This window comes from Lysinibacillus sp. UBA5994 (assembly GCF_002429725.1).
Classification (GTDB): domain Bacteria; phylum Bacillota; class Bacilli; order Bacillales_A; family Planococcaceae; genus Lysinibacillus; species Lysinibacillus capsici.
The window spans coordinates 53,654-79,654 of record NZ_DJAU01000038.1 but is presented as its reverse complement, the minus strand read 5'-3'; the positions used below and the strand labels follow the sequence as shown (position 1 = coordinate 79,654).

Here is a 26,001-nt window from a genome sequence, read left to right as displayed (position 1 = left end):
GTTGTTTATTGTTATTTTTTATTCAGTATCATTTTTTATTTCATGTAATTGTTGTTTAATCTGCTCTAGATATTCTTTATTTTGCTGAACCGTATCCAAATGCTCACCATATTGTTCTGCATTGAAACGTGCATTTTCAGCATGCTTAATCTGATTAAATGCATGTTCTATTGCTATTTCCTCTGGATGTGATTTTGCATACTTTAATAGACGATCCGCCTTTTGCACGGAGTTACTAAACAATGTGCTAGGATGATCCTGCTTCCAACTTGTATCGGAGTGCTTAGCCAATGTATATATCTTCCCTTCTTAAAAATGTTTTCATTGTTCTAGATGTAGTATTATGAAATGCTCTGATAATATGTATGGAAGAAAATAAACACAATATTTCCCAGGCTATAATCAAAGGACTAAGGCATATGCCTTAGTCCTTCTCTCAATGTCATGAATAGTTGTCAAATATAAATTAGTGCCATGCAGTCCTCTCACTGACTGGTTGCTTGATATCTGTTTTTCCTTGTGTTTCAGCAAAGTTATTGATTTGTGCTGAAGCTGAATCAAGCTCAAATTCAGCACCAAACTCCTCACGATGAAGTGTCTGACGCTGTTGATTTGTTTTATTTGCACTTTTCGTACCATTTGATCTGTTACGATTTGTATCCATATTTGACATAACCATCCTTCATCGATTATTTGAAAAGCTTTAAAACCTTATATATGGTTTACGAACTTTTCATTCTAAAGTTTGTCCAAGGAGGAAAAAAGAATGTGCATTAATTATTTTTTTTAGCTAAGTATAGAGTTGAGGATTTTTCAATTTTTGATTGTTAGTAAGTCGCTTGCAATCTTATTTTCTTTCTGACTATAATACTTGTATACAAGTATACTCCAAATCAAAAAGGGTGATATTATGAGCGAATATAATGATTATTTATATCCACAAAAATGGCTTTCTAAGGCTTCTACAGGTGATCGCGTAGCATATGAACTTAGAATGCGTATTATTTCAGGTTTAATTGAAAGCGGTACCATTCTTTCAGAAAACAAACTGGCAGCTGATTTTGAAGTAAGCCGTTCACCCATTCGTGAAGCCTTAAGAATATTAGCTTCTGAAAATATCATTCGATTAGAGAAAATGGGTGCTGTTGTCATTGGTTTATCTGAAAAAGAGATTGAAGAAATTTATGATGTTCGATTGCTGATTGAAACATTTGTGTTTGAACGTCTCATAAAAATGGATACAACTAGCTTAGCACTAGAACTTAGCAAAACATTAGAAATGATGAAAGTTGCCATTAAGTATAACGATGCAGACGAATTTTCTTATCAGGATGTTATGTTCCATGAGACAATTATTCGTTCCATCGGACATTCCTATATCACCATGATTTGGAATAATTTAAAGCCAGTAATGGAAGGCTTGATTTTACTATCTATGCGCATGCGCTTTAAAGAGAAATATGAGGATTTTACTCGTATTGTGAAAAATCATGAGCTCTATATTGACGCTATTAGAGCCAAAGATCGAGAGCTTATGATTAAATCCTTACATGAAAATTTTGATGATGTTCAAGGCAAAGTAGAAGATTTATGGCGGTCACAGCAAATGCTATCTAAAGGGGTTGAGCCACAAAATGACTAACTATATGTTAGGTGTTGATATAGGGACTACTAGCACTAAGGCCGTATTATTTAGTCAACATGGGAAGGTTATTCAACAAGAAAATATTGGGTATCCATTATATACACCGGATATTTCGACAGCAGAACAAAATCCAGAAGAAATCTTTCAAGCTGTACTACAAGCCATTACCAACATTATGAAAGTCCATTCTGATAAACCATTACTATTTGTTTCCTTTAGTAGTGCTATGCATAGTGTGATCGCTATGGACGAAAATGATCAACCGTTAACACCTGTCATCACTTGGGCGGATAATCGTAGTGAAGCATGGGCACATAAAATTAAAACTGACTGGAATGGCCATGAAATTTATAAAAGAACAGGTACACCTATTCACCCAATGTCACCACTAAGCAAAATTACTTGGCTTGTGCATGAACATCCTGAAATCGCGCGCAAAACGAAGAAATATATCGGTATTAAAGAATACATTTTTAAAAAGTTTTTTGATCAATATGTCGTCGATTATTCATTAGCTTCATGTATGGGTATGATGAATCTCCATACATTAGATTGGGACGAAGAAGCTTTAGCTGTTGCAGGTATTGCGAAAGTACAATTATCCACACTCGTACCAACAACTCAACTATTTTTAAATTGCAATGACCTTTTAGCTAAACAAATTGGTATTGACCCACAAACACCTTTTGTCATTGGTGCAAGTGATGGCGTGCTCTCTAATCTAGGTGTAAACGCCATTCGAGAAGGCGAAATTGCTGTCACTATTGGGACAAGCGGTGCTATCCGTACCATAATTGATAGGCCCAAAACAGATGTAAAGGGTAGAATTTTTTGCTATGCACTAACAGAAAACCATTGGGTCATTGGTGGACCCGTAAACAATGGTGGTATGGTATTACGCTGGATTCGCGATGAGTTTGCCTCTTCTGAGATTGAAACAGCTAAAAGACTAGGTATTGATCCATATGAAGTGTTAACGAAAATTGCTGAACGTGTTAGACCTGGTGCTGATGGGCTGCTATTCCATCCCTATCTATCAGGTGAACGTGCGCCTTTATGGAATCCAGATGTCCGTGGTTCATTTTTTGGTTTAACTATGTCTCATAAAAAGGAACATATGATACGAGCTGCCCTCGAAGGGGTTATCTACAATTTATATACTGTCTATTTAGCATTACTGGAATGTATGGAAAGCCCTGTCACTCGTATTCAAGCAACAGGCGGGTTTTCACGCTCTGAGATTTGGAGACAAATGATGGCGGATATTTTTGAATCCGAAGTGGTAGTACCTGAAAGCTATGAAAGCTCCTGTCTAGGCGCTTGTATTTTAGGCTTATATGCTACAGGAAAAATTGATTCCTTTGACGTTGTCGCTGATATGGTTGGTGACACTTATAAACATACGCCAATCGAAGAAGCAGCCAAAGAATATAGACAGCTACTCCCAATTTTCATTCGTTTATCTAGAGTTTTAGCAGACGACTATACGTCAATTGCTCAGTATCAAAGGAGCTTAATTAAGCCCGACTAAAGAGGAGGAGAATACATGCCATTAGTTATTGTAGGTATTGGTATTATTGCGCTGTTAATTTTAATAATGGGCTTTAAATTAAATACGTTTATTTCATTAATCATTGTTTCATTCGGTGTTGCTTTAGCTCTTGGGATGCCTTTGGATATTATCGTAAAAACGATTGAAGCAGGGTTAGGTGGAACATTAGGTCACTTGGCACTAATATTTGGTCTTGGAGCGATGCTAGGAAAATTAATTGCCGATTCTGGCGGTGCACAGCGTATTGCCATGACCCTTGTGAATAAATTTGGAGAAAAGAACATTCAATGGGCAGTTGTAGCAGCATCCTTTATTATCGGTATCGCTCTTTTCTTTGAAGTAGGTCTTGTGCTATTAATCCCAATTGTCTTTGCTATTTCAAGACAATTAAAGGTTTCTATTTTATATTTAGGAATTCCAATGACCGCAGCCTTATCTGTCACACATGGATTTTTGCCACCACATCCTGGACCAACTGTTATTGCTGGCGAATTTGGGGCAAATATTGGTGAGGTGTTGCTTTATGGCTTTATCATCGCCATTCCGACTGTTATTTTAGCTGGACCATTATTTACAAAATTAGCGAAAAGGTTAGTGCCTGAATCATTCAACAAAACTGGAAATATTGCCTCTCTAGGTGAACAAAAAACATTTGAACTAGAGGACACACCGAGTTTTGGAATAAGTGTTTTTACTGCACTATTACCCGTTATTTTAATGTCCATTGCTACTATTATTACACTGTTACAAAAAACAATTGGCTTTGAAGATAATGGCTTCTTAGCAGGTATCCGCTTCATCGGTGAAGCTGGTACATCCATGTTAATTTCCTTATTAGTTGCCGTCTATACAATGGGTATCGCAAGGAAAATTCCTATTAAGCAAGTAATGGAGTCATGTACAACAGCAATATCCCATATCGGTATGATGCTCTTAATTATTGGGGGCGGTGGTGCCTTCAAACAAGTTTTAATTGATGGTGGTGTCGGTGATTATGTAGCTGAACTCTTCCATGGAACTACCTTATCGCCAATTTTACTAGCATGGATTATTGCGGCTATTTTACGCATTTCATTAGGGTCAGCTACGGTTGCTGCTTTAACAACAGCTGGGTTAGTCATTCCAATGTTAGGTCAAAGTGATGTAAACCTTGCCTTGGTTGTGTTGGCAACAGGTGCAGGAAGCTTAATTGCTTCACATGTTAATGATGCAGGTTTCTGGATGTTTAAAGAATATTTTGGATTGAGCATGAAGGAAACATTCGCTACTTGGACCTTGCTAGAAACAATTGTATCTGTGGCTGGTTTAGGGTTTATTTTATTACTTAGTTTATTTGTTTAAAAAATGTTTAAAAAGGAGCAAGTACAATGTTAAATACAATTGGCGTTATTGGATTAGGTGTTATGGGCAGTAATATCGCTTTAAACATGGCTAATAAGGGCGAACAAGTAGCCGTTTATAATTACACACGAGATTTAACCGACAAACTTCTACAAAAAATTGAAGGACAAGCGCTAACTCCTTACTATGAAATAGAAGAGTTTGTACAAGCTTTAGAAAAACCAAGAAAGATTTTTTTGATGGTGACAGCTGGGAATGCTATTGATTCAGTTATTCAATCAGTAGTGCCTTTCCTTGAAAAGGGCGATATCATTATGGATGGCGGCAACTCTCATTATAAAGATACAGAGCGTAGATACGATGAACTTAAAGCTTTAGGAATTGGGTATTTAGGGATTGGCATTTCTGGTGGTGAAGTAGGAGCATTGACAGGACCATCTATCATGCCCGGTGGTGATCAAGAGGTCTATAACAAAGTAGCACCTATACTGACAAAGATTGCAGCACAAGTGAATGATACACCATGCTGTACGTATATTGGTCCCAAGGGCGCAGGTCACTTCGTCAAAATGGTACACAATGGAATCGAGTATGCAGATATGCAACTCATTGCGGAGGCCTATACGTTTTTAAGAAAAAATATAGGATTATCCGTTGAGGAAATTGCTACTATCTTTGAAACATGGAATCAGGGTGAATTGAAAAGCTATTTAATCGAAATAACAGCTGAAATCTTAAGGAAAAAAGATGAGATAACAGGATTACCACTGATTGATATGATACTTGATAAAGCTGGTCAAAAAGGTACTGGGAAATGGACAAGCCTGCAATCTATAGACAATGGTATTCCTACATCAATTATTACGGAGGCCTTATTCGCTCGCTATATTTCATCCTTAAAAGAGGAACGAATTCAAGCAGAGGCAATACTATCTGGACCAAATTATAAACAACAAAATCTAGATAAAGATGTCTGGATTGAATACGTCCGCCAAGCGCTGTATATGGGGAAAATATGTGCTTATGCGCAAGGATTTACACAATATAAAATGACATCAGAGCTTTATGAATGGCGTTTACCATTAAAAGATATTGCATTAATTTTCCGTAGTGGTTGTATTATTCGAGCAGAATTTTTAAATGTTATTAGTGAAGCCTATCAAAAGCAACCTTCTCTAAATAATTTATTAATTGATCCATACTTTGCAGAAAAGTCGATGGACTATCAAAATGGATTAAGAAAAATAGTTTGTGAAGGCATCCAAGCAGGAAACGCGTTCCCTTGTTTGAGTGCTTCTCTCACATATTACGATAGTTATCGAACAGGTTCATCTAATGCTAATATGTTACAGGCACAACGTGATTATTTCGGTGCGCATACGTATGAACGAATTGATGCACAAGGTGTTTTCCATACAAATTGGTAAGTAAAAAGCTAAAATATACATCATTGCCTCAATGATTGTATATTTTAGCTTTTTTATTCTAGAAAAACATGTACTCGATTACGGCCTGCTTGTTTTGCCGCATACAGTGCTTTGTCCGCATTGTTTAAAAGTTGATACAGTGTCTCTTGTCCCTTTGTGCCTTCTGCTACACCACAGCTAATGGTAGCACGAATTGCTCCCTCAGTAGTCATAAGTGGCTGGGATTCTACGCTATTACAGAGCAAATTAGCTAATGCTTGCCCCTCTAATAATGTAGAGTCCTTGAGTGCAAGAACAAATTCCTCACCGCCATACCGTGCAAACAGTTCTCCTTTTTTCAACACACTCTGACAAACCTTTACGACATGAACTAGTAATTGATCACCGATAGCATGCCCATACGTATCATTGACGTTTTTAAAATGATCGATGTCCATTAAAATGACAGTAAAAGCTGAGGATGATTCTCTTGCCTCGCTGTAAGCCTGATTACATTGTTGAAAAAAAGCTCGACGATTATAAATTTGTGTAAGTTCATCGTAAAAAGCGAGTTGCTCTAACTGTCTTTGTAGCTCCTTCAACTCTGTTATATCAGTGAAAATAAGTAATAACCCCTTACCATGATTAACATGTTGCAGCTCTGTAACACGCACTTGATAAGTATGATCAGAAAGCACAATCTCGATGTCTTGCGTATTCACCACTGCCTCCAATGTAAATGGCATCGGTTGTCCAGTTACTTCAATCCATGTTTCCCCAATATCCCTACCTATCATTGATCTGGTTAGCTGAGGAAATACCTTGCTACAGGCTTGATTAAACTCTATTAATCGAGCAGATTCATCTAACACAATAACCCCATCATTGATACTATGAAATATTGCATCCTTGGCAACAGGCATCACCCTAAATAACCGTGAGGAATTAATAGACCATAAATATAAAAATGAAGAAGCCCATAATACCATAGGGACAGGATCAACTCCTTGAGGTGTTAAGCCCAATAAATAGATGAATGCTGTTATCATAGGAATAAGTTGACCACACATTAAGGCAATTAATTGTTGCCGGTAGGCCTTAGTAGTCTCTTTCCAATGGATTAATACTAATAAAAAAGATACGAACATACAGCCAAAAGTAAAGATGCCATGAATGATATACCATATGCCAATTTCCTGATGAATGTAAGGTGCCCCTAATATAGGATCTATTTCAAATACTCTATAATGAAAATGGTGTATATCATTTGTAGCAACCATGATTAAGCTAATAAATGGAATGGCAAGAAGAGCCATTATCTTTTTCCTTGTCAGATGAAAGCCTAGGTATTGCATGATAAACAATAATCCGAGAGGCGTTGAAAAAGCCATACCTACATATTGGATGGCCGTCCAAACCTTTATGGCACTTAATGTTGTAGCGATTAAACCAAAAGCAGAGGCAAAACAATATACCGCAATTAATGCGGTATAACTAATAAACAATTGAGCAATTTTTGTATAATTGTAGCGTTTTAGAAATACGTATAAACATAAATACAAATTTAGTACACCTGATGTGCAGCTAAGAGTAATGAAAGCAGTCAATTGCGAATTCATGTCTATGTACCTCTTTATATTTTTAATTTTAATGTAGCATACATATAAAATTTTGTGGATTTATTTATCGATTAATTTTTTAAGGAGTAACGAATATGATCAATAAGGATAACTCAGAAATCATTTTCTTTTCTGATCCAGTTGAAAATCTAACCCACCCCTTTTATAAGAAACAAATTGTATTCACAGGCGCCCTTTCTACCATGACACGATCCGAAGCCTCCAAACAAGTAAAAGCATATGGAGGGTATTTACAGGGAGCTGTTACACAACATACTGATTTCGTTGTGCTTGGTAATAAACGTAGGGGTATAAGCGCCAAGCAGCAGAAAGCTGAGCAGCTAATCCGTGAGGGGCAAGACATTCAAATATTAATAGAAGATGATTTTTTATGGCTTATTTCGATCCCAAAGAAAGATGATAAGTAAAAAGAGTATGTAAGGTTGTTCTTCTTACATACTCTTTTAATTTTTTACTTTATCGGAACAGCAATAGGCTTTAATGTATATGGCTCTTTTATCGGTTCTAATGCCCCTGTACTATCCTTAATTTTGTATACACCTACTACAGGGGTAATCATAATCGAGGTAGCTTGTTCATCAAATTTATTTGCAACAATACGAGGAAAATTTTCACGCCCTTTGAAATCTGTATTATGACTAGTTCCTCTAAAATGAATGACATTATAATCATTCCCTAAATCATCTGTCACAATATAGTCAATGAGAACTCCTTGCCAAGCTTCATTTTCTTTTTCTACCAAGACTTCTTCGGAAAGATAAAATGTTGTAGCGATAGGTGTTTTCGTTATTTTAAAAGCTTCAATTTTTATACCTTTTCCTTCTGTTTTCATACTATCCTTTTCCACCCTTATTGTTTCACTTTCAAGCTTCTCTAAAGCAAATTCAAATGCCCAGTCACCTGCTACTGAATTATTTACATTATTTAAATCAACAATTTGATTTCCTTGAAAATTAATGTGAACTTCCTCGGGCTTAGAGCCTCTAATGAGTTCAAAAATATACAATACTGCATACTCATTGCTGTTTATCTTTTGAACCATATAATTTGTTGAATAGCCGCCATATCGATACCTATTTCCAAATTCCTTAGCAGTTAGTTCACGATTGTCACCATATAAAACTGGCCTTTCTCCTAAATCCTTTTCACTTTTAATAGTGTAAGCAATAGTAATATTTTCGCCATCATATACAGCATCTGTGACAGTGACTTCAACTTCATTACTTTCTTGGCTCACTCCGACACTTGTAGAATACTGATCATAGTTGTTAAATACATACCTTTCATCATCAATAAACAATTCGAATATACTTCCGATAAACGGTAAATTTGCAGCAAATGTAGGAAACGTATAACCCAATGTCATACTGGATGCAATAAAAAAAGTAGCTGCAACAATAAAATTTTTAATGAAATGCCTTTTCTTTTTGACTATCATGACATTTCTTTTCACTCTCTCTTTTTCAAGCGTGCTCACTTCCATCGGCTCTATATTTATATCAAGATTTAAATCATTAAATTGTTTATATAGCTTTTTCATGTCATACTTCCCCCCAAACGAATTTGCTGTAATCGTTTTTTCCCACGATATAATCGATTATCAATAGCGGCTTTTGTTAAACCACAATGAATAGCAATTTCTTCGTTTTTCATATTTAAAAAGTATTTCATCGTAAAAATATCACGGTCTAATTGCTCTAATTGCGTCATCATGATGAGCACTTCCTCCGTTGTTGTCTTGATTAAGTATTCCTCTTCAGCCGATATTGCGGCTTCACCTGTTTCATTTAGCTCATAAAAATATGGCGTTTTAGACAACCTTCTTTGTTTCGAAATGGCTTTAAACTTTGCTATCGTGCAAATCCATCTTCTAAAATCCTCTTTATCGCCTCTAAATTGTTTAGCATTTTCATAAGCCCCTAGAAATGTATCACTAATACATTCCTCTATTATTTGAGGATCATTATAGGATTTTAGAGCATTATAAATAATCGCTTTGATAATCCCCATATATTCATCAATGACATATTGAAGTGCTTCTTCTCGTTTTTTCTTAAGATGTTTTATAAAATTTTCATCTGTTACCCTCATGCAAACACCCTTTCTTCCACAAACATAAAGGATCCTTTATATAAAACATCGCTCAATCTTAAATTTCTTCTCATATTACTCAAAAATATTTATAATTTCAATTTTTTAACAAATATAAAAGGCTAAATCTCAATTGATTTAGCCTTTTTAATGTTTATAGTATAGATTTTAACCAATAGCATTGGGACGAAAACTATTTGTTTACCTTAGGTGCTGGATAATCAAAGCCCTTTGTATCCACCTCTACCTTCTTCATCTGCTGATCTTCTAGTGGTTTATTTGTAGCATCTCGCTCTGCTCCAACAATGGCATCAACTGTTTCCATACCTGCAATCACCTTGCCAAAAGCAGCATATTTTCCATCAAGATGTGATGCTTCCTTTACCATAATGAAAAATTGTGAGCCTGCTGAGTTTGGATCATCTGAACGAGCCATCGAAATAACACCACGTTCATGCTTCATATTATTTTCAAATCCATTTGAGGTAAACTCACCATCAATCGAATAATCAGGTCCTCCAGTACCATTCCCTTTAGGATCTCCACCCTGAATCATAAAATCAGGAATAACTCGATGGAAAATAAAACCATCATAGAATCCATCTTTTACTAAAGCAATAAAGTTAGCTACTGTATTTGGTGCTACAGTAGGCTCCAATTCAATAACAATTTTTTCATCATTGCTCATCGTAATCGTCACAATTGGATTTTCCTTCACTTTTGACGCATAATCCATTGTTTCTTGTGTTTCTTTAGCTGTTTTTCCCTCAGTTTTCTCACTATCCTTAGCTGTACCACAGCCTGTCAAAACAACAATAATGGCTAGCAGAGATAGCATAAAAAACAAACCTTTATTACGTACGAACATATCCTTTTCAACTCCTCTTGTTAAGCATCAATTCATTATAAAACTATCCAAACTGTAGGACAAATCCAAGAGAGACAATGACAGAATATTCCTGTCATTGTCTCTTTTTATTTCTACTATATTAATTTCGTAGTTTGCTATTAATTCACATTATTTCAATAAATCATAATTCCCTTGTCTAATACAGATTGATTTTGTACCTGATTCCCTAAAATATATAGTTTTTTTAAGTTGGGCAAATTCACTAAGGGTTCTACATTCGAAATAGCATTATTTTCTAAATGAAGCACCTCTATTTGTTGCCAATTTCCCAAGAAATTTAACGATTGTAGTGAACTATCTTGTAAAGTGAATGAACGTAAATTTGTAAAGCCAGCAAAGTAAGGCATGATCTTATCTACTTCTTGCACCCATTCCCCATTACCAATTTGAATGGAAACATCATTTAAAGTTAAATGCTCCAGCACGTTGTTCGTAAATGGCTTGCTATTCACTTGAAAATTACATTCATTACAGTTTAACATTTTTACATGCTGTAAATTGAATAAGTCATTGGTTTCATAAAAGAGGGTCTCATTTAAATTGATTGTTTGCAAATGAGGTAGGTCATTTAATGAACGAATACCTGTAAGAATTCCATACTCCATGACTGTAAGCTGTTCTAGCTGTGGGTATTTCAGTAGTTCTGCACCATTCAATTGCGAATCCGATCCACTTATAGAAACCGTCAAATCTCTTAAAGCGGGTGCTTCTAGCTTTGGTAAAAATGAACTCTTCAGCTCTGCTTTTTTCAAATGGGGCGCTACAATCGATGAAATATCACCATGATAGCCAGTTAACGATAACTCTGTCAATGACGTTAGACTGTTAACCATATCCAACAATTCCACTTGACCAGGAGAAGCTAAACGTAGCTTTGTTAAAGATGACATATTTCTAAGTCTATCTAAATTGATGATATTCATGTTTTCAAGATCTAAAGATTGTAGTTTAGGCATGTTTTGTATAAAATCAAGCGTTTTTAAATTTCTTACTGACGTAAGCTTCAATTCTTGTAATTGAGTCAATGAGTAAAGTGGGCTAAAATCTGTAGCTTCACTAATGTCTATTGCTAACGACTCTAGATTAGTTAGTGTAGACAGCCACTTTAAATCATTAATTGATTTTAAGGAAAGTGATTTCAGCGATAATTTATTTAGAATTTGAAAATCTGTCACCTCTTCAGCCACATAAGATAGTTCTAGAGATTGAAGATTGGGGAACTCTAATAATAAAGCAAGTTCATCATTACTTCTAATTTGGATAGAGAGCTCTTTAACATTTGACTTATCACTAAAATATCCTGCGATTTTACTAAATGATTCATTAAAACTACCTGTATAACTTTTTAAGTTTTCAAGATGTTGGAAGCTTACTTTTTCACTTTGTGATATTTCATAATCATTCATGAGCTTTAAAACCGTTAATCCAGTAAAAGCCTCAAAGTCCTTTTGTTCAATTTTTTGCGTATTTAATAATTTATCCATAATGATATAAGTAGAAATTTTAGCTTCCTTATTTGTAAAAGGATCTTCTAGACTATAATCAAAATGCCATTGATCGTCAGAATAGTAGGCAGCCAAATATCGAATACTTGCAATCTCTTCTTTTGCTGGCATCGTCCCACCTTTATCAAAAATATCTTTTAAAAAGAACAGAAGAACTTCACTTTCAGGCACTGTTCGAACGGATAGTTCTTCACGGTTTCCATCCTCTGTTTGATTACTATTTAAAAGAAAATACCCAAGGAATACACACATCATGACAATTGGTATCATAAAGAGCAGCTTTAAATTTGTTTTTGGACGGGATGTTGTATGAGGAGAAGCTGTTCCATAATAATTATTAATCGTTTGATCAACATAATAAATTTTATTCTCTTTCAACATGATTTCCGTATCACAAAAAGGACATTTGAATGTTTGCTCTTCTTTATATTCAATTTTCCCATTACAATTTGGACAATTTAATTTAATAAATTCCACTGGCAGCCCCCCAGCACTATTTTTCCATTAAGCTTAGTTGTCTAAAAAATAAATGTCAATATTTACGAAGTATAGGCAAGCAATCTAAAACTAAATTTTAAGTGTCTAGCCAGCTGTTTGAATTCTTCATAACAGCAGAATTTAATAAATCTAACTAAATTTACAATAATCCTATACTTGGGTTATTAAAGTTTGCCCAGGCTATATCACTGTTAATGTACCTAACCATTCTATAGGCTACTGGCTTAAAACCACACTTAGGCCAAAATGCCGATGCAGCAAGATTAGTTATTCTCCAATCTGTAATGATATTCTCATAGCCCGCCTCTTTCATCCTTCTACAGCCTTCATTCATCAACTTTTTTCCCACACCTCTTCCCATTTGAGAAGAGTAAGTACCTGCAATCGTTAGCTCTATTGCATGCTCCGGTGTCATCAAATCTGAATGTATAGGATAATATTTTTGAAATCCTAATTCCTGCCCATCCTTTACTGCAACGAAACATGTATCATCATTCTCCTCTACTATACTTTTATATGAGTCTTTTATGCTCATGACAACCTCAGGGAATACAGGCTCAAATGTAGGTGCGGAATTTTGATACGATTGAATGATCCTAGACATTTTCCCCATCATTTCACTATCCATTTTCTTTGCAACCCTAATCTCTGCATTACATATATTTTCAAATGGTTTATAATCCCCAATGTTCATGACCCCATGTACTTGTTGTATAGAAAAGCTTAATCGTTGGTAGGCATCATAGTAAGCCTGATTTCCAAGAGGGATTATCGTGTAATGCATAAAGCAACCTTGCTCTAGCCATACCACTGAAATCTCTGCATATAATTTTCTAATAAGCTCAGCGGATTGATCCTTTCTGATTGCCAACCCTTCATAGGGTACCCATACATGTCTGCCTCTTAGAGAGTCATTCTTGATGACTCCGATTAAATATCCTACTAAGTCATCTTTAATAAATGCTCCAATCCCCTTAATAGTATTATGAGCAAATAAGTTTTCAAGCATATTTGTTATATGTTCAGCATTAAGACAGCTGTTGTTTAGAAATGAATATACTTCACCCTCAAGGCTCTGTCTATTTTCGAGTAATTCAGCCATTGTGGGTACATCATTCACATCGATTGTTTTATATTTATATTTTCCCACTTCAACTCTCCTCCTAAATTTCTACATTATATTACATATTATATCATTATAGATAATACAGGATTTTGTTGGATATTTTTAATTACTTTCTAATCTAAGAGAGCCAAAGTCTAATTACAATGATGCATTTCTATCCTTAAGCTAAGCCAATTAACTATGTAGAAATAAAATAAATATGATATCTTTTTGCAAGGTAGTATTTTGGAAAGAGAGGATTTTTAGCAATGAATCAAAAAAATTTCTGGCTTGATTTACCACGGCCATTCTTCATTTTAGCTCCAATGGAGGATGTGACAGATGTTGTATTTCGTCATGTCATTCAGGAAGCAGGGAGACCCGATGTATATTTTACGGAATTCACCAATACGACGAGCTATTGTCATCCAGATGGGTTAGATAATGTACGTAACCGCTTAGCTTTCACAGAAGATGAACAGCCTATTGTTGCACATATTTGGGGAGACAACCCTGAACATTTTCGTCAAATGAGTATTGGTATGAAGGAATTAGGCTTTAAGGGAATTGATATTAATATGGGTTGCCCAGTTGATAATGTAGCAGAAAGAGGTAAAGGAGCTGGATTAATTCTTCATCCTGACCTAGCCGCAGATATTATTCAAGCAGCCAAAGCAGGAGGCTTACCCGTTAGTGTCAAAACAAGACTTGGCTTTACGGATGTAGCAGAATGGCGTGAGTGGCTTACACATATTTTAAAACAGGATATCGCCAATCTTTCTATTCATCTCCGTACAAGGGAAGAGATGAGCAAGGTCGCTGCACATTGGGAATTAATTGGAGATATCAAAAAACTACGTGATGAAGTTGCTCCCCACACATTACTGACGATCAACGGTGATATTCCTGATCGTTTAACAGGGCTAAAACTAGTTGAACAATACGGTATCGATGGTGTAATGATTGGGCGCGGGGTGTTTTCAAACCCATTTGCCTTTGAAAAGGAACCTAAAGAGCATAGTGCCAAAGAATACCTTAATTTACTATACTTACACCTTAATCTTCATAACCACTATTCCAAGGAATTCGAAACACGTTCATTTAAAGCATTACAACGTTTCTTTAAAATATATGTACGTGGCTTCAAAGGGGCTAGTCAATTGAGAGTTCAATTACTGGGTGCACATTCTACGGATGAAGTCCGTGAATTACTAGCTGCGTATATTGCCCACGAACTAAAGGAGAATAAATAAGAGGAGATTGGCTTCGCCACTCTCCTTTTTATTTGCTTTTACTTGTAATCATTTATTGGGCCTTTATCCATTAGAACTTCTACCATATTAGAAGAGCCCATCTTCAGCTTAGGTCTACGTTCAGAATTTGGTTCACTATAAAGCTCTAATGGGCTGATAATCACGCCATCTGGAGTATTATGAAGTATTCCAGGCACACAGGAATAAATTCTATCATTATTATTAGCATTTTTAGCAAAAATAGTAACGGAGGTTCCATTATGATTATCTATACTCATAGACACCTTATATCTGTAGAATGAGCCTGTGCCATTTGATTGGGCGGAATAAACCACAGGAACAACAGCTAAAACATTATTATTTAATCTCAATTTGATTACTTCAGTTTTTGTTGAACCAGCATCTCTCCCAACATCCCCCATGTGTTCGACTACCCCGTTGTGAAAACTCCTAAGTGGAGGTGTATTTTTCGCCCCAAACATAGCTACATCGATCTGCTGACCATCCTTTGTATAGACTAAAGCATATATATCGTAGTCAGTACCAGTTTGCCATGATACCGTAGCAGTAATTTCAGGCGTTTTATCAATGATAACTGGCTTTTGACCTTTGGTGAGACTGACATTCCCCTTTACCTTTTCAAGATTTATCGGTGACAACATGTTTTTTCTATTTGTACTTTCTGGAACATTTAATGATTGATCAGGTTCTATCAGCATTTGTTTTGTTATAGTTGTTGATTCAGAAAGCTTGTTTTGTTCTTCAGGTTCAACCTCAACACCGTAATTTTTACATAACCCCTCTAACCCAGAATCAAATCCCCGCCAAATAGATCTCACCTTTGTCTGACTATTTCTTAGATATAATTCTAATACTACGATTCCATTTTCATTTGCAAAATTAGCTGGTGCTAAATTGATAATATTGTTATCAGTACGTATTTCTGCCTTTAAATTTTTCACATTTGAAAAACCTCGGCTATTATCTTCTGTAAGTGTTATAGCTATTTTAGTAATACCTTCAGGGATTTTACTCATGTCAAAATTCATTTTATGTATTTTTATATTCCCTACATTCTCAGATGGTATCAGGGTAGCTGCACCAGATAAGCTAGTTGGTTGATTATAAAATATAATGCCGCTATCTCCTTGTACCTTGTTTACATCCGTTAAAAGGAATGTAGTTAACGAAATATCGATCGAATTAGACATTTCGTAGCTAATAGTAACACTACCTTTTTGGGAACTTATAACTGTATTTGCTCCCATCTGAAGGAATTGAATCATGTGAATCCCCCTTATCCCCTTATTATGTATAGATATCAAATTGATAAAATTGCAAAGTTAATCTTCCAATTAAAAAATTCGAGTAATATTTACAAAATCCTTCTTTAGAGGTAGAAAGTTGGAAACAAACACTGATATTTACAGGAAACCAATCTAATTTCTCATAAATGCATTTTATGATATGATGTTTAAATTGTGTGTCTACTAAGTAGCACAGTTACATTCTTCAAAGAAAGAGGTATTTATGCATCATACACAGTTATCCAAGCGACATTGGTTACTTATCTTAACACTTGCATTATTAACATTTGTTCTTGGGACAAGCGAATTTGTTATTGTCGGGATCTTAACTGATATTTCTTCAAGCCTTCATATGACAAATGCAAAAGCAGGCACACTCGTTTCTGCGTTCGCTATCACATTTGCCATCGCTACACCACTCGTGATGTCAGCAACAAGCCATTTTCCAAAGCGTAAATGGATGTTGTTTTTGATAGGTTCCTTCATTGCCTTAAATGCTCTGTGTGTAATTTCAACGAGCTATATTATGCTCCTTATACTTCGGGTTATGACCGCGATTGTAACAGGTGTATTGATCTCTCTAGCCATGATTGTTGCAAGCGAAACCATGCCGATTAATAAACGCGGCCTTGCTATATCATTTGTTTTCGGTGGTTTTACACTGGCCAATGTAGTTGGAGTACCCATTGGAATTGTAATCGCTGAATGGTACGGCTGGAATGCCACTTTTATGTTAACCACTCTTCTCGGAGGGTTGGCGTTTGCGGCATCTTTTTTCGTCTTACCTACTCGACTCAGCCAAGTACGAAGCTCAATACGGGATCAATTTTCTTTAATGATTCAGCCTCGAATTTTAATTGCCTTTTTCATTCCTGCTCTCGGTTTTGGTGCAACCTATGCAGTCTTTACGTACCTTGTTCCTATTTTAAAGGGAATGGGTGCACCAAATAATTCTATAAGTTTAATCTTATTCGGCTACGGCTTTCTTTCAATTTTCAGCAACATTCTTGCCGGTAAAATTGCCACTCACAATGCCATCGGCCGACTTCGGTTTGTCTTTCTCGCACAAGCTATTGTATTGACAAGCTTATTTTGGACAACAAACCATTTTATTTTAGGATTAGCGAACATCGGACTAATGTCACTTATGGCCATCCTCTTAACAACATCTACTCAACTTTATTTAATAGATTTGGCCGAAATTTATAAACCAGATGCTAAAGGACTCGCTGCTTCTCTTATGCCAGTGGCAAGTAACGTAGGCATCGCTTTTGGGTCTGCATTAGGCGGCATTGTATATCATCAAGGAAATTTGATGAATGTCACATGGGTCGGTGGTATAGTTGCCGTCGGTGCAAGTCTACTAACTTTCTTTAGTTATCATTTAGACCTTAAACAAAAGAAAACAGCATAAAAAATGCAAGAGGTACATTAGAAAGAATATAAATCAAACAGACCCATTCGAATAAAGCGAATGGGCCTGTTTTTAAAAAGCTTACTTGTGATCCGTATCTTCATAATAAGGAATAATTATTCTGGAATAATATATTTTTCTTTCATTGGCCCAACTTTATTTAAAATAATTGCACCAATCATTTGTATAATCGTCTTCACAATAATTTGCCCCAAAATGGCGGCAGGTACCGCTTCCCATGGCAATATATTGGCACCAAGTGGACTTAAGCCAATTACTACGAAAATTGCAGAATCTAGAAATCCTCCAACAATACCACTGTAGAACACACGCCAAGCCATTGGTAATTTTAATCGAGTATAAATTTCAGTATCAGCCGTTTCAGCGACAACAAATGATAGTGCTGAGGCTACCACAATTAAAAGTGTATCACCTAGTAGGAATGACACCACAGCTGATAAAATTAAAGCTGTAATAATAAATAAATACGTCTTTTTTCTACCATATTTATTTTGTACTAGATCCCGAAAAATAAAGGTGGCCCCAATTAAAAGCGTTCCCATTGGAACAATAAACATACCAAAATGGAATGGTGCAAATGCTGCCGTTACCACATTAGCAATAACAATAGATAATAAATAAAATAATATTCTCAAACTATTACTCCTCAAGTAAATTTAATTTTTGTAATGGCACACTATACACCTCTTTTATTTCCCCACACAAGGGCATGTAACTGTGGCAGTACTTTAACATCTCTTAAATCCTCATCCTTCATTACTCTATCAATCAGTGCACGATATTTATCCAATAAATTCATCATTAATTGTGAATTATCAGTTGCCGTGAGATCATCATTACCGACTTGAAGATAAAAAGGAATCATTGGATATCGATGGTGAATTTGTTTAGCATAATCGTAATCCTCTTGATTAAAAACGACTATTTTGAGGGATACATGGTGATTGCTGTTCCGATCTTTAAGTTTTTCGAAGATATAAGAGAGCACCGAGTAGTCTGTGGTCATTCCAGAACTAGGTGGCTTTGGTGATATTGTCAGTTCATCAATCTCATACATCCATTTTTGCCACCTACTTCCCTGTGTTTCTACCCCGATTTTTATGTCATTTTCTTTTAAAATGGCAATAAGCTCTGCTAAATTCGGATTGAGTGCAGGATTGCCGCCTGAAATTGTGACAAATGAAAAACCATTGCCCCCTAAACGTTTCAACTCAGACCAAATCTCTTCCGCTGTCATTTGGACAATAAGGTGCTTTCCACTGCCATCCCACGTAAACGATGAATCACACCAAGAACAGGAATAATCGCAGCCCGCAGTTCTTACAAACATCGTCTTCTGGCCAACGACCATACCCTCTCCTTGAATCGTTGGCCCAAAAATCTCGATAACAGGTACTTTACTCAACTTCCATCCACTCCCGTCTAGCTTCTGCATAGCTTGTTGGAGTCTCATAAAGCCTGATAAACTCTACACGCACACCGTTATATCCTTCATCACGCAAGGCCTCAGTCAACTTTTCGTAAATCCAAACAACAATGTTCTCTGCCGTCGTATTCATGGGTGGAAGCGTTTCATTTAAATAACGGTGATCCAAATGAATCTCTATTTTATGTTTCCATATTTCTTTTATATCGCCGAAATCAATCATCAAACCACGTTCATCTGTGTAGCCACTCAGTCCTAATATAGCTCGATAGGTATGCCCATGTAGATTTTTACATTTCCCTTCATAATGATGTAGATGATGGGCAGCATCGAAGGTAAATTCTTTGCTTATGAGAACACGCTTTGCATGATATTTCAATTGATTTCTTTGAATATCCACATCAATTCTCTGGAGTCTCTCAACGATTTTAAAATCTGACATGCCTTAAGACTCCTTCCTATAACTTAAATACTCATCAAGCCCTTTATTTCGCAATTTACATGCTGGGCATTCACCACATCCATCTGCTATGACACCGTTATAGCAAGTCAACGTTCTTTGCCGTACAAACTCAAGTGCCCCAAGCTGATCAGCTAATTCCCATGTTTGTGCCTTATTCAGCCACATCAAGGGTGTATCAATCACAAAGGAATCATCCATCGATAAATTTAACGTTACATTTAAGGATTTAATAAAGACATCTCGGCAATCCGGATATCCACTAAAATCAGTTTCACAAACACCTGTTACAATATGCTTTGCCCCTACTTGGCTCGCTAAAACGCCCGCAAATGAAAGAAAAAGGAGATTGCGGCCAGGCACAAAAGTCGATGGGAGCTCACCATTTTCTCCGTCCTTCACCTTTATGTCTTGTCGTGTCAATGCATTCGGAGCAAGTTGATTCAGGAGAGACATATCAAGTATGTGATGCTTGATACCAAGCTCCTCTGTTATCACCTTCGCACAGTCAATTTCAAGACGATGCCTTTGACCATAATCGAAAGTTACTGCCTCAATCTCTTCAAAGCGTTCTTTTGCCCAGAACAAACAAGTTGTGCTGTCCTGACCTCCACTAAATACTACAATTGCTTTTTCCTTTTTCATCTATAAAGACTCCCTTATATCGAAAAAACAGCACTCTAAGAAAAAGTGCTGCTTTCTTCTTAGTTTTTTTAAGAGGGTAGCTAAAAACCTCTGTCTTGCTTCATTTATCGATTATCAATTTTTTCTGGGTTAAGATCGTGGTTCATTAAACGATAATTGGCGATTTCTTCGTATTTAGTTCCTGGCTTCCCATAGTTACACCATGGATCAATCGAGATACCCCCACGTGGAGTAAATTTCCCCCAAACCTCTATATATCTTGGATCAAGTAATGCAATTAAATCATTCATAATGATATTCACGCAATCTTCATGGAAATCGCCGTGATTTCTAAAACTGAATAAATACAACTTTAGAGATTTACTTTCAACAATTTTTTTATCTGGGATATATGAAATGTACATCGTTGCAAAATCCGGCTGATTTGTAAGCGGACATAAACTAGTAAACTCTGGGCAATTAAACTTAACAAAATAATCTCGATTAGCATGAAGATTATCCACTGCCTCTAATACCTCAGGTGCATAATCATAGGAATACTTTGTACCTTGATTACCTAATAGGGTCAAATCCTTTAATCCTTCTTCATGACTTCTGCCAGACATAAAAAAACCTCCTTGTAAAATGTTTCCCAACACTTTTCAAGAGAGGCATCACCAATCATTCTATTTAAAACATAAGTAAACAGATAAAAAAAGCCACGTCCGATATGGACATGGCATATTGTCATGTTTCCATAGTTTTTTATAGAGGGTATCAGCTATGAACCTCTCCCGTTCTAGTCCGGGCATTCTTTTCTTCAATATCGTACAAAAAATAATACAGGACGTCAAATGGATTTTTTATAAAACTCTTAAATGATAAAAAGTATGAATCACTGTAAGTCAATACTCATTTGAAAGTTCTACTTTTTTATTAAATTACTAGGAAAATAGAATTAATCCGTTTTTGACAAAGTAATACTAATTATCAATATTTTGAGATTTTTCAATATTCCGATATTCGAATTATCTCACCTGTGATAAATTGGAAATATCACACTAAACTGAAAAGTGTGATAATTAAGAGCGGAGGGAGAAATGAGATTTGAAAAAGTTTAAGTTTACGAAGTTTTTAAGTAGTATGATAGCTTTCGTTATGGTGCTTTTTCTATTGGTTCCATTATCGAGTGCTAATGCTGAAGATTCGAAGCCATTCAAGCAGGATAGCCAAAGTGAAAGTATACTTCAATTAAAGGCGGCTATCGCTGAACAGCTAAGCTTGTCTAAAGATGGTCCAACTCTTCACGAAAGCTTACAAAATGTATCAGGCAATCAAGAAGTTGCAGTCATCGTACATTTATCTGAAAAGCCTGTGGCACTAGAGCAAGGAATGAGCCAATTGAAAGGCCAAAAGTTCTCTAATGCGCGAGCAAATGAAGTTCGATCAAATGTAAAATCTCAACAAGCACAAGTTAAGAAAGAATTAGCTACTAAAAATGTTCAAATGACTCAAGGCTACACATTTGATACTGTTTTAAACGGTTTTGCAGCAACTGTGAAAGCAAATGATCTCCCAAAGCTGCTTTCAATAGAAGGAATAACATTAATTGAACCTGATGCAATTGTTTACGCATCTGAAGATAATACAATGAAATCATCAGAACTGATTAAGGAAGATCAATTAGAGGCTCAAATGAATACAAGTATTTCTTTCCTCGGCATCGAACAGCTTTGGAATGAAGGAATTGAAGGACAAGGTATAAAGGTAGCAGTATTAGATACTGGTATTGACACAGATCACCCTGAGTTCGCCGGAATTTACAAGGGTGGGAAAAACTTCATTCCAAATTCATCAACTTACACAAAGCCTCGGGCAGATGACGATGCATCGGAAACCTTGCCTTCTGAGCGTCCTGCTGGAACACCCGAATTTAATGAAAAGGGAAGCTCGTTCTATACTTCTCACGGTACTCATGTTGCTGGAACTATTGCAGCAATTGGGGCTAACAATTTCGGCATTAAAGGAATTGCTCCAAAAGTAGACCTTTATGCTTACCGTGTTCTTGGTGCATATGGAAGTGGGGCTACATCTGGTATTGTTAAAGCAATTGAAACGGCTGTAACAGAAAAAATGGACATAATCAACCTTTCTCTTGGTGGGGGGGCTAACTCTGAAACGGACGCTGGTTCATTTGCTATTAATAATGCAATGATGGCTGGAACAATCGGAGTAATTGCAACAGGGAACTCCGGCCCAAATCGAGGAACAATGGGCACGCCTGCAACCGCTCGTTTAGGAATTGCTGTGGGTAACACAACAAATCCAGAAACAATGTATAGCGGTGAAGTGAATGTTACAGTTGGTGACTACAACTTAACAAAACAGCTCCCATTAATGGGAACAACTTTTGGAAGGGATTTAGCAACACAGCTTCAAGGAGAATTTGACCTAGTTGCTATTCCTGGAAACGGAGAAGTAAAAGACTATGAGGGAATCGATGTAGAAGGTAAAGTGGCATTAATCTCTCGTGGCAGTATCGCATTTGTTGATAAAATTGCGAATGCAAAGGCAAATGGAGCAGTCGCCACAATTATTCATAACTTTGCTGGTGGAACAAATGCACCTAATATTTCAGGTACATTCCTGGGTGATTCTTTTGCTTTTCTACCAACATTTGATATGTCCCAAACGGATGGCAATGCAATTCGTGCTGCATTAGCCGGTGGAACTGGAAAAGTTAGCTTTAGTCAATTTACTTCCACAAAGACACTGGGAGATGAAGTAAACGATTCAAGTTCCCGTGGCCCATCTACGCCAAACTTTGATATTAAACCAGATGTAAGTGCACCTGGAACAAACATTATGTCAACGATTCCAATGTATAAAAAGGACTTCCCTAATGCAGATTATGCAGAGGCATATGATCGTAAAACAGGAACTTCTATGGCAACACCGCATATTACAGGTATTGTTGCATTACTTAAACAAGCAAATCCTGATTGGAATGCGTTCGACATAAAAGTGGCGCTTTCTAATACAGCAAAGGTTTTAGATAAAACAAAATACGATGTGTTCTCTCAAGGTGCAGGTCGTGTAAATGCTTATGCTGCTGCACATCCAGAAATTCTTGCCTATGCATTGGATAGTGCAATTTTAGATGGAACAGGAGCTGTTTCAGAAAACTTAAAAGGGACAGTTACTTTTGGTCCACAATCACTTAAAGACCAGAATATTTCCGTAACGAAACAAGTTTTAGTAAAAGATATAAAGGGGAACGGCGGTAATTATAATGTATCAATTGATGTGACAAAATCATTTGGTGATGCAACTGTTACAGTCGACCAGCCAACATTTAATCTAGTTGGTGAGCAAGTGTTAAATCTTACATTAACGGCTTCACAAGCTACAGCTCCAAACGGCTCGGAAATACTGGGGTATATTCACATCAGCGGTGGTGCTACAGAAATTTCATTGCCATTCGCAGCTGACTTTGGAAGTGAGGCAGTAACTGAAATTAAAGATTTAAAGATTACAGAAACAGACCTCTCCTTTAATGGAGATGGCGTGAAAGATTCAGCTGTACTTTCATTTACATTAACTGGCGATGTAACAACTAACTATATCGAGCTATGGGATATTATGAATCCTCAAGGTGGAGAATATGGTGATGGCTACATCGGTTATCTACATGCAGGTACTGCGCTAGGAAAAGGCTCTTATACGCTGAATATCGCTGGGCAATACAAACCATGGGGAACAGAACCTGCCACAGCAATTCCAGATGGTCTCTATACTATTGACTTTACTGGTCTTGCGGCATCAGGGGTAGTTTCCGATTATGTTGGACCAATTATCGTGAAAACGACTAAACCAGAAATTACTGGTTCAGTAGCTGAAGGTGTCGCTACAGGAAAGGTAACAGATAAGTATATCGACTACAATGAAGAGTTATATTTATATGGTTTAAACTACAATTTAAATGATAAATTAAAAGCTTCCTATATTGCGACTGTGAATGGCGAAATACAAGCGCCTGTTCCTTTTGAATTAAATCAAGACGGTAGCTTCACATTCCCAGTAACAACAGAAACTAATGCTGTATCAGTAAAAATTGAAGACGCTGCTGGGAATGTTGGTGAAGCACTAATATTTGAAAAAGATGTAGTTGAACCAAAAGTAACACTTTCTGTCAATCCAACTGAGCTAGACCTAACAGCTGGGGAATCTGCACAACTTACGGTAACAGAGACATCTACTCCTCCAGAAGGTGAAGCAACAGAGGAAGATGTAACTTCAAAAGCAACTTATGTTGTGGGAGATGAAAATGTTGCAACAATAGCAAATGGATTAGTAACTGCTGTAGGTGAGGGCACGACTACGATTACTATTTCATATGGTGATCATGAAGTTACGGTAAATGTTACAGTAAAAGCACCTGTTGTAGAAACACCAATCGTAACACTAGAAATTGACCAAGCTCAGGTTGAAACTAGAATAGGTAAAGAGGTTATGGTTAAGATTACTGAAGTAACTACTTTTGAGGGTAGAAGAACAGAAAAAGATGTTACTACTCTTGCAACCTACGAAGTAGCAAATGATAAAATAGCTACTGTAAAAGCAGGGGCTGTAAAAGGTAAAGGTCAAGGTACTACGACAATTACAGCAACGTATGGTGACCACACATTAACATTTGACGTATTGGTTGAAAAGCCGGGCAATGGCAATGGTAATGGCAACGGCAACGGCAACGGCAATGGCAATGGCAATGGCAATGGCAATGGCAATGGCAACGGCAACGGTAATGGCAACGGTAATGGTAATAATGAAGTTACCGAAGTTGAGTTATAATTAAATAAGTACAGTTCCAGCAAAAAGAGAAATTGCGCTTTGCAATTTCTCCTTTTGCTATTTAAATTTCACTTACTCATGATAAGGTTGGCTGTAACGAGTCTATGTGCAGTTTTTCTGTACATGCTTTATCTAGTAATCGAATATTTAATGCAAAACCATAAGAGATCCTAACATTACCGTTCAGAACCTTTTAGTTTTATTTAAGCATTGTTGCAGTTAAAAATTCTCGTGTTCTCTCCTCTTTTGGATGATTGAAAAATTGTTCAGGTGTGCCGCGTTCAATAATTCTCCCATCATGCATATAGACAATCCAATCAGCTACCTCTTTTGCGAATCCCATTTCATGGGTTACAACAACCATAGTCATTCCTTCTTCAGCCAAATCTTTCATGGTTGTTAAAACCTCTCCCACAAGCTCAGGATCGAGTGCCGATGTTGGCTCATCGAAAAGCATAATGTCTGGTTCCATCGCAAGTGCTCTAGCAATCGCCACCCGTTGCTTTTGCCCCCCTGATAGTTTACTAGGATAGACATCCGACTTATCCTCCAAACCTACTTTTTTCAGTAATTGTTTTGCTTTGATGATAGCTTTTTCTTTGTCTACACCCTTTACCATAACAGGTGCTTCAATAATATTTTCTAAAACCGTTTTATGTGGGAATAAGTTGAAATTTTGAAACACCATCCCAACCTTTTCTCTAATCTTGTTAAGATCATCTGTCCGTGGATTGACTTCATTTCCCTCAATTATAATATTGCCATTATCTTTTCTTTCTAAAAAGTTCAAGCAGCGAAGGAGGGTGCTTTTCCCTGACCCACTCGATCCTATTAGACAAACAACATCGCTCTCGTAGACTGTCATGTCGATATTTTTCAATACATGTAAGTCTCCAAACGATTTATTCAATTGACTTATTTTAATCATTTCCTTAGTGTCCAATTTTTTCAG

Annotated in this window: 23 protein-coding genes and 1 riboswitch; of the genes, 8 read left to right on the top strand and 15 right to left on the bottom strand. The window is 36.5% G+C overall.

Features of this window, described 5'->3' with window-relative positions; genetic code table 11:
• Nucleotides 1-18: 18 nt before the first annotated feature.
• Complete coding sequence (locus B3D98_RS12885) at nucleotides 19-291, bottom strand: hypothetical protein (RefSeq protein ID WP_288583392.1); 273 nt, start codon at nucleotides 289-291, stop codon at nucleotides 19-21.
• A 175-nt stretch (nucleotides 292-466) separates the two neighbouring features.
• The gene (locus B3D98_RS12880) at nucleotides 467-673 is read right to left on the bottom strand and encodes a hypothetical protein (RefSeq protein WP_054548846.1); all 207 of its coding nucleotides are present in this window, start codon (nucleotides 671-673) and stop codon (nucleotides 467-469) included.
• A 237-nt stretch (nucleotides 674-910) separates the two neighbouring features.
• Between B3D98_RS12880 and B3D98_RS12875 the strand changes: the two genes are divergently transcribed.
• The 4 genes from B3D98_RS12875 to gnd are packed head-to-tail and all read left to right on the top strand — an operon-like array spanning nucleotide 911 to nucleotide 5,965.
• Entirely contained in the window at nucleotides 911-1,642 is a 732-nt protein-coding gene (locus B3D98_RS12875; protein WP_048395289.1) for a GntR family transcriptional regulator, read from the top strand.
• Nucleotides 1,635-3,176, top strand: a complete 1,542-nt coding sequence (gntK, locus tag B3D98_RS12870) for a gluconokinase (RefSeq protein WP_281217172.1) — start codon at nucleotides 1,635-1,637, stop codon at nucleotides 3,174-3,176. Before B3D98_RS12875 ends, gntK begins: the two co-directional genes overlap by 8 nt.
• Before the next feature lie 15 nt (nucleotides 3,177-3,191).
• Complete coding sequence (locus tag B3D98_RS12865; RefSeq protein ID WP_048395286.1) at nucleotides 3,192-4,538, top strand: GntP family permease; 1,347 nt, start codon at nucleotides 3,192-3,194, stop codon at nucleotides 4,536-4,538.
• A gap of 26 nt (nucleotides 4,539-4,564) precedes the next feature.
• Nucleotides 4,565-5,965 carry a decarboxylating NADP(+)-dependent phosphogluconate dehydrogenase gene (gene gnd, locus B3D98_RS12860; RefSeq protein ID WP_288583389.1) on the top strand — a complete coding sequence of 467 codons (1,401 nt, stop codon included), beginning with the start codon at nucleotides 4,565-4,567 and terminating at the stop codon, nucleotides 5,963-5,965.
• Between the two features lie 53 nt (nucleotides 5,966-6,018).
• On the opposite strand, the gene B3D98_RS12855 is transcribed toward gnd, so the two are convergent.
• A complete protein-coding gene (locus B3D98_RS12855; protein WP_288583387.1) occupies nucleotides 6,019-7,563 on the bottom strand; it encodes a histidine kinase N-terminal 7TM domain-containing diguanylate cyclase in 1,545 nt (514 codons plus the stop codon).
• Between the two features lie 95 nt (nucleotides 7,564-7,658).
• On the opposite strand from B3D98_RS12855, the gene B3D98_RS12850 reads away from it, so the two are divergent.
• Nucleotides 7,659-7,991: a BRCT domain-containing protein gene (locus B3D98_RS12850; protein ID WP_066038338.1), complete on the top strand. Its 333-nt coding sequence runs from the start codon at nucleotides 7,659-7,661 to the stop codon at nucleotides 7,989-7,991.
• A 44-nt stretch (nucleotides 7,992-8,035) separates the two neighbouring features.
• On the opposite strand, the gene B3D98_RS12845 is transcribed toward B3D98_RS12850, so the two are convergent.
• From B3D98_RS12845 to B3D98_RS12825, 5 genes are all read right to left on the bottom strand, one after another.
• The gene (locus B3D98_RS12845) at nucleotides 8,036-9,124 is read right to left on the bottom strand and encodes a DUF4179 domain-containing protein (protein ID WP_054548840.1); all 1,089 of its coding nucleotides are present in this window, start codon (nucleotides 9,122-9,124) and stop codon (nucleotides 8,036-8,038) included.
• On the bottom strand, nucleotides 9,121-9,675 hold the full coding sequence (locus tag B3D98_RS12840; RefSeq protein WP_054548839.1) for a sigma-70 family RNA polymerase sigma factor: 555 nt from the start codon (nucleotides 9,673-9,675) through the stop codon (nucleotides 9,121-9,123). Before B3D98_RS12840 ends, B3D98_RS12845 begins: the two co-directional genes overlap by 4 nt.
• Nucleotides 9,676-9,868: 193 nt before the next feature.
• Nucleotides 9,869-10,543, bottom strand: coding sequence for a peptidylprolyl isomerase (locus B3D98_RS12835; RefSeq protein WP_288583384.1), 675 nt, complete (start codon nucleotides 10,541-10,543; stop codon nucleotides 9,869-9,871).
• Between the two features lie 155 nt (nucleotides 10,544-10,698).
• Nucleotides 10,699-12,567 carry a leucine-rich repeat domain-containing protein gene (locus B3D98_RS12830; RefSeq protein ID WP_288583382.1) on the bottom strand — a complete coding sequence of 623 codons (1,869 nt, stop codon included), beginning with the start codon at nucleotides 12,565-12,567 and terminating at the stop codon, nucleotides 10,699-10,701.
• Nucleotides 12,568-12,727: 160 nt separating this feature from the next.
• Nucleotides 12,728-13,738, bottom strand: a complete 1,011-nt coding sequence (locus tag B3D98_RS12825) for a GNAT family N-acetyltransferase (RefSeq protein ID WP_288583379.1) — start codon at nucleotides 13,736-13,738, stop codon at nucleotides 12,728-12,730.
• Nucleotides 13,739-13,962: 224 nt separating this feature from the next.
• Between B3D98_RS12825 and B3D98_RS12820 the strand changes: the two genes are divergently transcribed.
• Nucleotides 13,963-14,946, top strand: a complete 984-nt coding sequence (locus tag B3D98_RS12820) for a tRNA dihydrouridine synthase (protein WP_288583377.1) — start codon at nucleotides 13,963-13,965, stop codon at nucleotides 14,944-14,946.
• Between the two features lie 38 nt (nucleotides 14,947-14,984).
• Here the strand turns inward: B3D98_RS12820 and B3D98_RS12815 are convergent, their stop codons facing one another.
• Complete coding sequence (locus tag B3D98_RS12815; protein WP_288583376.1) at nucleotides 14,985-16,232, bottom strand: TerD family protein; 1,248 nt, start codon at nucleotides 16,230-16,232, stop codon at nucleotides 14,985-14,987.
• A 244-nt stretch (nucleotides 16,233-16,476) separates the two neighbouring features.
• Here B3D98_RS12815 and B3D98_RS12810 point away from each other — a divergent pair, with 244 nt between their 5' ends.
• Complete coding sequence (locus B3D98_RS12810) at nucleotides 16,477-17,667, top strand: MFS transporter (protein WP_259950945.1); 1,191 nt, start codon at nucleotides 16,477-16,479, stop codon at nucleotides 17,665-17,667.
• A gap of 116 nt (nucleotides 17,668-17,783) precedes the next feature.
• On the opposite strand, the gene B3D98_RS12805 is transcribed toward B3D98_RS12810, so the two are convergent.
• From B3D98_RS12805 to queF, 5 genes are all read right to left on the bottom strand, one after another.
• The gene (locus B3D98_RS12805) at nucleotides 17,784-18,323 is read right to left on the bottom strand and encodes a VUT family protein (protein ID WP_054548832.1); all 540 of its coding nucleotides are present in this window, start codon (nucleotides 18,321-18,323) and stop codon (nucleotides 17,784-17,786) included.
• A gap of 41 nt (nucleotides 18,324-18,364) precedes the next feature.
• Nucleotides 18,365-19,093 carry a 7-carboxy-7-deazaguanine synthase QueE gene (gene queE, locus B3D98_RS12800; RefSeq protein ID WP_004233410.1) on the bottom strand — a complete coding sequence of 243 codons (729 nt, stop codon included), beginning with the start codon at nucleotides 19,091-19,093 and terminating at the stop codon, nucleotides 18,365-18,367.
• Entirely contained in the window at nucleotides 19,086-19,556 is a 471-nt protein-coding gene (queD, locus tag B3D98_RS12795) for a 6-carboxytetrahydropterin synthase QueD (RefSeq protein WP_281217177.1), read from the bottom strand. The genes queE and queD overlap by 8 nt, the downstream gene beginning before the upstream one ends.
• Before the next feature lie 3 nt (nucleotides 19,557-19,559).
• Nucleotides 19,560-20,219, bottom strand: coding sequence for a 7-cyano-7-deazaguanine synthase QueC (gene queC, locus B3D98_RS12790; RefSeq protein ID WP_054548829.1), 660 nt, complete (start codon nucleotides 20,217-20,219; stop codon nucleotides 19,560-19,562).
• Between the two features lie 104 nt (nucleotides 20,220-20,323).
• Nucleotides 20,324-20,824 carry a preQ(1) synthase gene (queF, locus tag B3D98_RS12785; RefSeq protein ID WP_004233404.1) on the bottom strand — a complete coding sequence of 167 codons (501 nt, stop codon included), beginning with the start codon at nucleotides 20,822-20,824 and terminating at the stop codon, nucleotides 20,324-20,326.
• Nucleotides 20,825-20,949: 125 nt separating this feature from the next.
• A riboswitch (PreQ1 riboswitch) is annotated at nucleotides 20,950-20,996 on the bottom strand.
• Nucleotides 20,997-21,305: 309 nt separating this feature from the next.
• On the opposite strand from queF, the gene B3D98_RS12780 reads away from it, so the two are divergent.
• On the top strand, nucleotides 21,306-25,049 hold the full coding sequence (locus tag B3D98_RS12780) for a S8 family serine peptidase (protein ID WP_288583369.1): 3,744 nt from the start codon (nucleotides 21,306-21,308) through the stop codon (nucleotides 25,047-25,049).
• A 199-nt stretch (nucleotides 25,050-25,248) separates the two neighbouring features.
• On the opposite strand, the gene B3D98_RS12775 is transcribed toward B3D98_RS12780, so the two are convergent.
• The gene (locus tag B3D98_RS12775) at nucleotides 25,249-25,977 is read right to left on the bottom strand and encodes an amino acid ABC transporter ATP-binding protein (RefSeq protein WP_167444822.1); all 729 of its coding nucleotides are present in this window, start codon (nucleotides 25,975-25,977) and stop codon (nucleotides 25,249-25,251) included.
• Nucleotides 25,978-26,001: the final 24 nt, after the last annotated feature.

Excerpts from the sequence above, each read along its gene's own strand:
- B3D98_RS12815 (WP_288583376.1), bottom strand. The coding sequence starts at position 16,232 with ATGATTCAATTCCTTCAGATGGGAGCAAATACAGTTATAAGTTCCCAA.
- queD (WP_281217177.1), bottom strand. The coding sequence starts at position 19,556 with ATGTCAGATTTTAAAATCGTTGAGAGACTCCAGAGAATTGATGTGGAT.
- B3D98_RS12835 (WP_288583384.1), bottom strand. The coding sequence starts at position 10,543 with ATGTTCGTACGTAATAAAGGTTTGTTTTTTATGCTATCTCTGCTAGCC.
- gnd (WP_288583389.1), top strand. The coding sequence starts at position 4,565 with ATGTTAAATACAATTGGCGTTATTGGATTAGGTGTTATGGGCAGTAAT.
- gntK (WP_281217172.1), top strand. The coding sequence starts at position 1,635 with ATGACTAACTATATGTTAGGTGTTGATATAGGGACTACTAGCACTAAG.
- B3D98_RS12880 (WP_054548846.1), bottom strand. The coding sequence starts at position 673 with ATGTCAAATATGGATACAAATCGTAACAGATCAAATGGTACGAAAAGT.
- B3D98_RS12855 (WP_288583387.1), bottom strand. The coding sequence starts at position 7,563 with ATGAATTCGCAATTGACTGCTTTCATTACTCTTAGCTGCACATCAGGT.
- B3D98_RS12840 (WP_054548839.1), bottom strand. The coding sequence starts at position 9,675 with ATGAGGGTAACAGATGAAAATTTTATAAAACATCTTAAGAAAAAACGA.
- B3D98_RS12850 (WP_066038338.1), top strand. The coding sequence starts at position 7,659 with ATGATCAATAAGGATAACTCAGAAATCATTTTCTTTTCTGATCCAGTT.
- B3D98_RS12820 (WP_288583377.1), top strand. The coding sequence starts at position 13,963 with ATGAATCAAAAAAATTTCTGGCTTGATTTACCACGGCCATTCTTCATT.
- B3D98_RS12775 (WP_167444822.1), bottom strand. The coding sequence starts at position 25,977 with ATGATTAAAATAAGTCAATTGAATAAATCGTTTGGAGACTTACATGTA.
- B3D98_RS12845 (WP_054548840.1), bottom strand. The coding sequence starts at position 9,124 with ATGAAAAAGCTATATAAACAATTTAATGATTTAAATCTTGATATAAAT.
- B3D98_RS12865 (WP_048395286.1), top strand. The coding sequence starts at position 3,192 with ATGCCATTAGTTATTGTAGGTATTGGTATTATTGCGCTGTTAATTTTA.
- B3D98_RS12810 (WP_259950945.1), top strand. The coding sequence starts at position 16,477 with ATGCATCATACACAGTTATCCAAGCGACATTGGTTACTTATCTTAACA.
- queF (WP_004233404.1), bottom strand. The coding sequence starts at position 20,824 with ATGTCTGGCAGAAGTCATGAAGAAGGATTAAAGGATTTGACCCTATTA.
- queC (WP_054548829.1), bottom strand. The coding sequence starts at position 20,219 with ATGAAAAAGGAAAAAGCAATTGTAGTATTTAGTGGAGGTCAGGACAGC.
- B3D98_RS12875 (WP_048395289.1), top strand. The coding sequence starts at position 911 with ATGAGCGAATATAATGATTATTTATATCCACAAAAATGGCTTTCTAAG.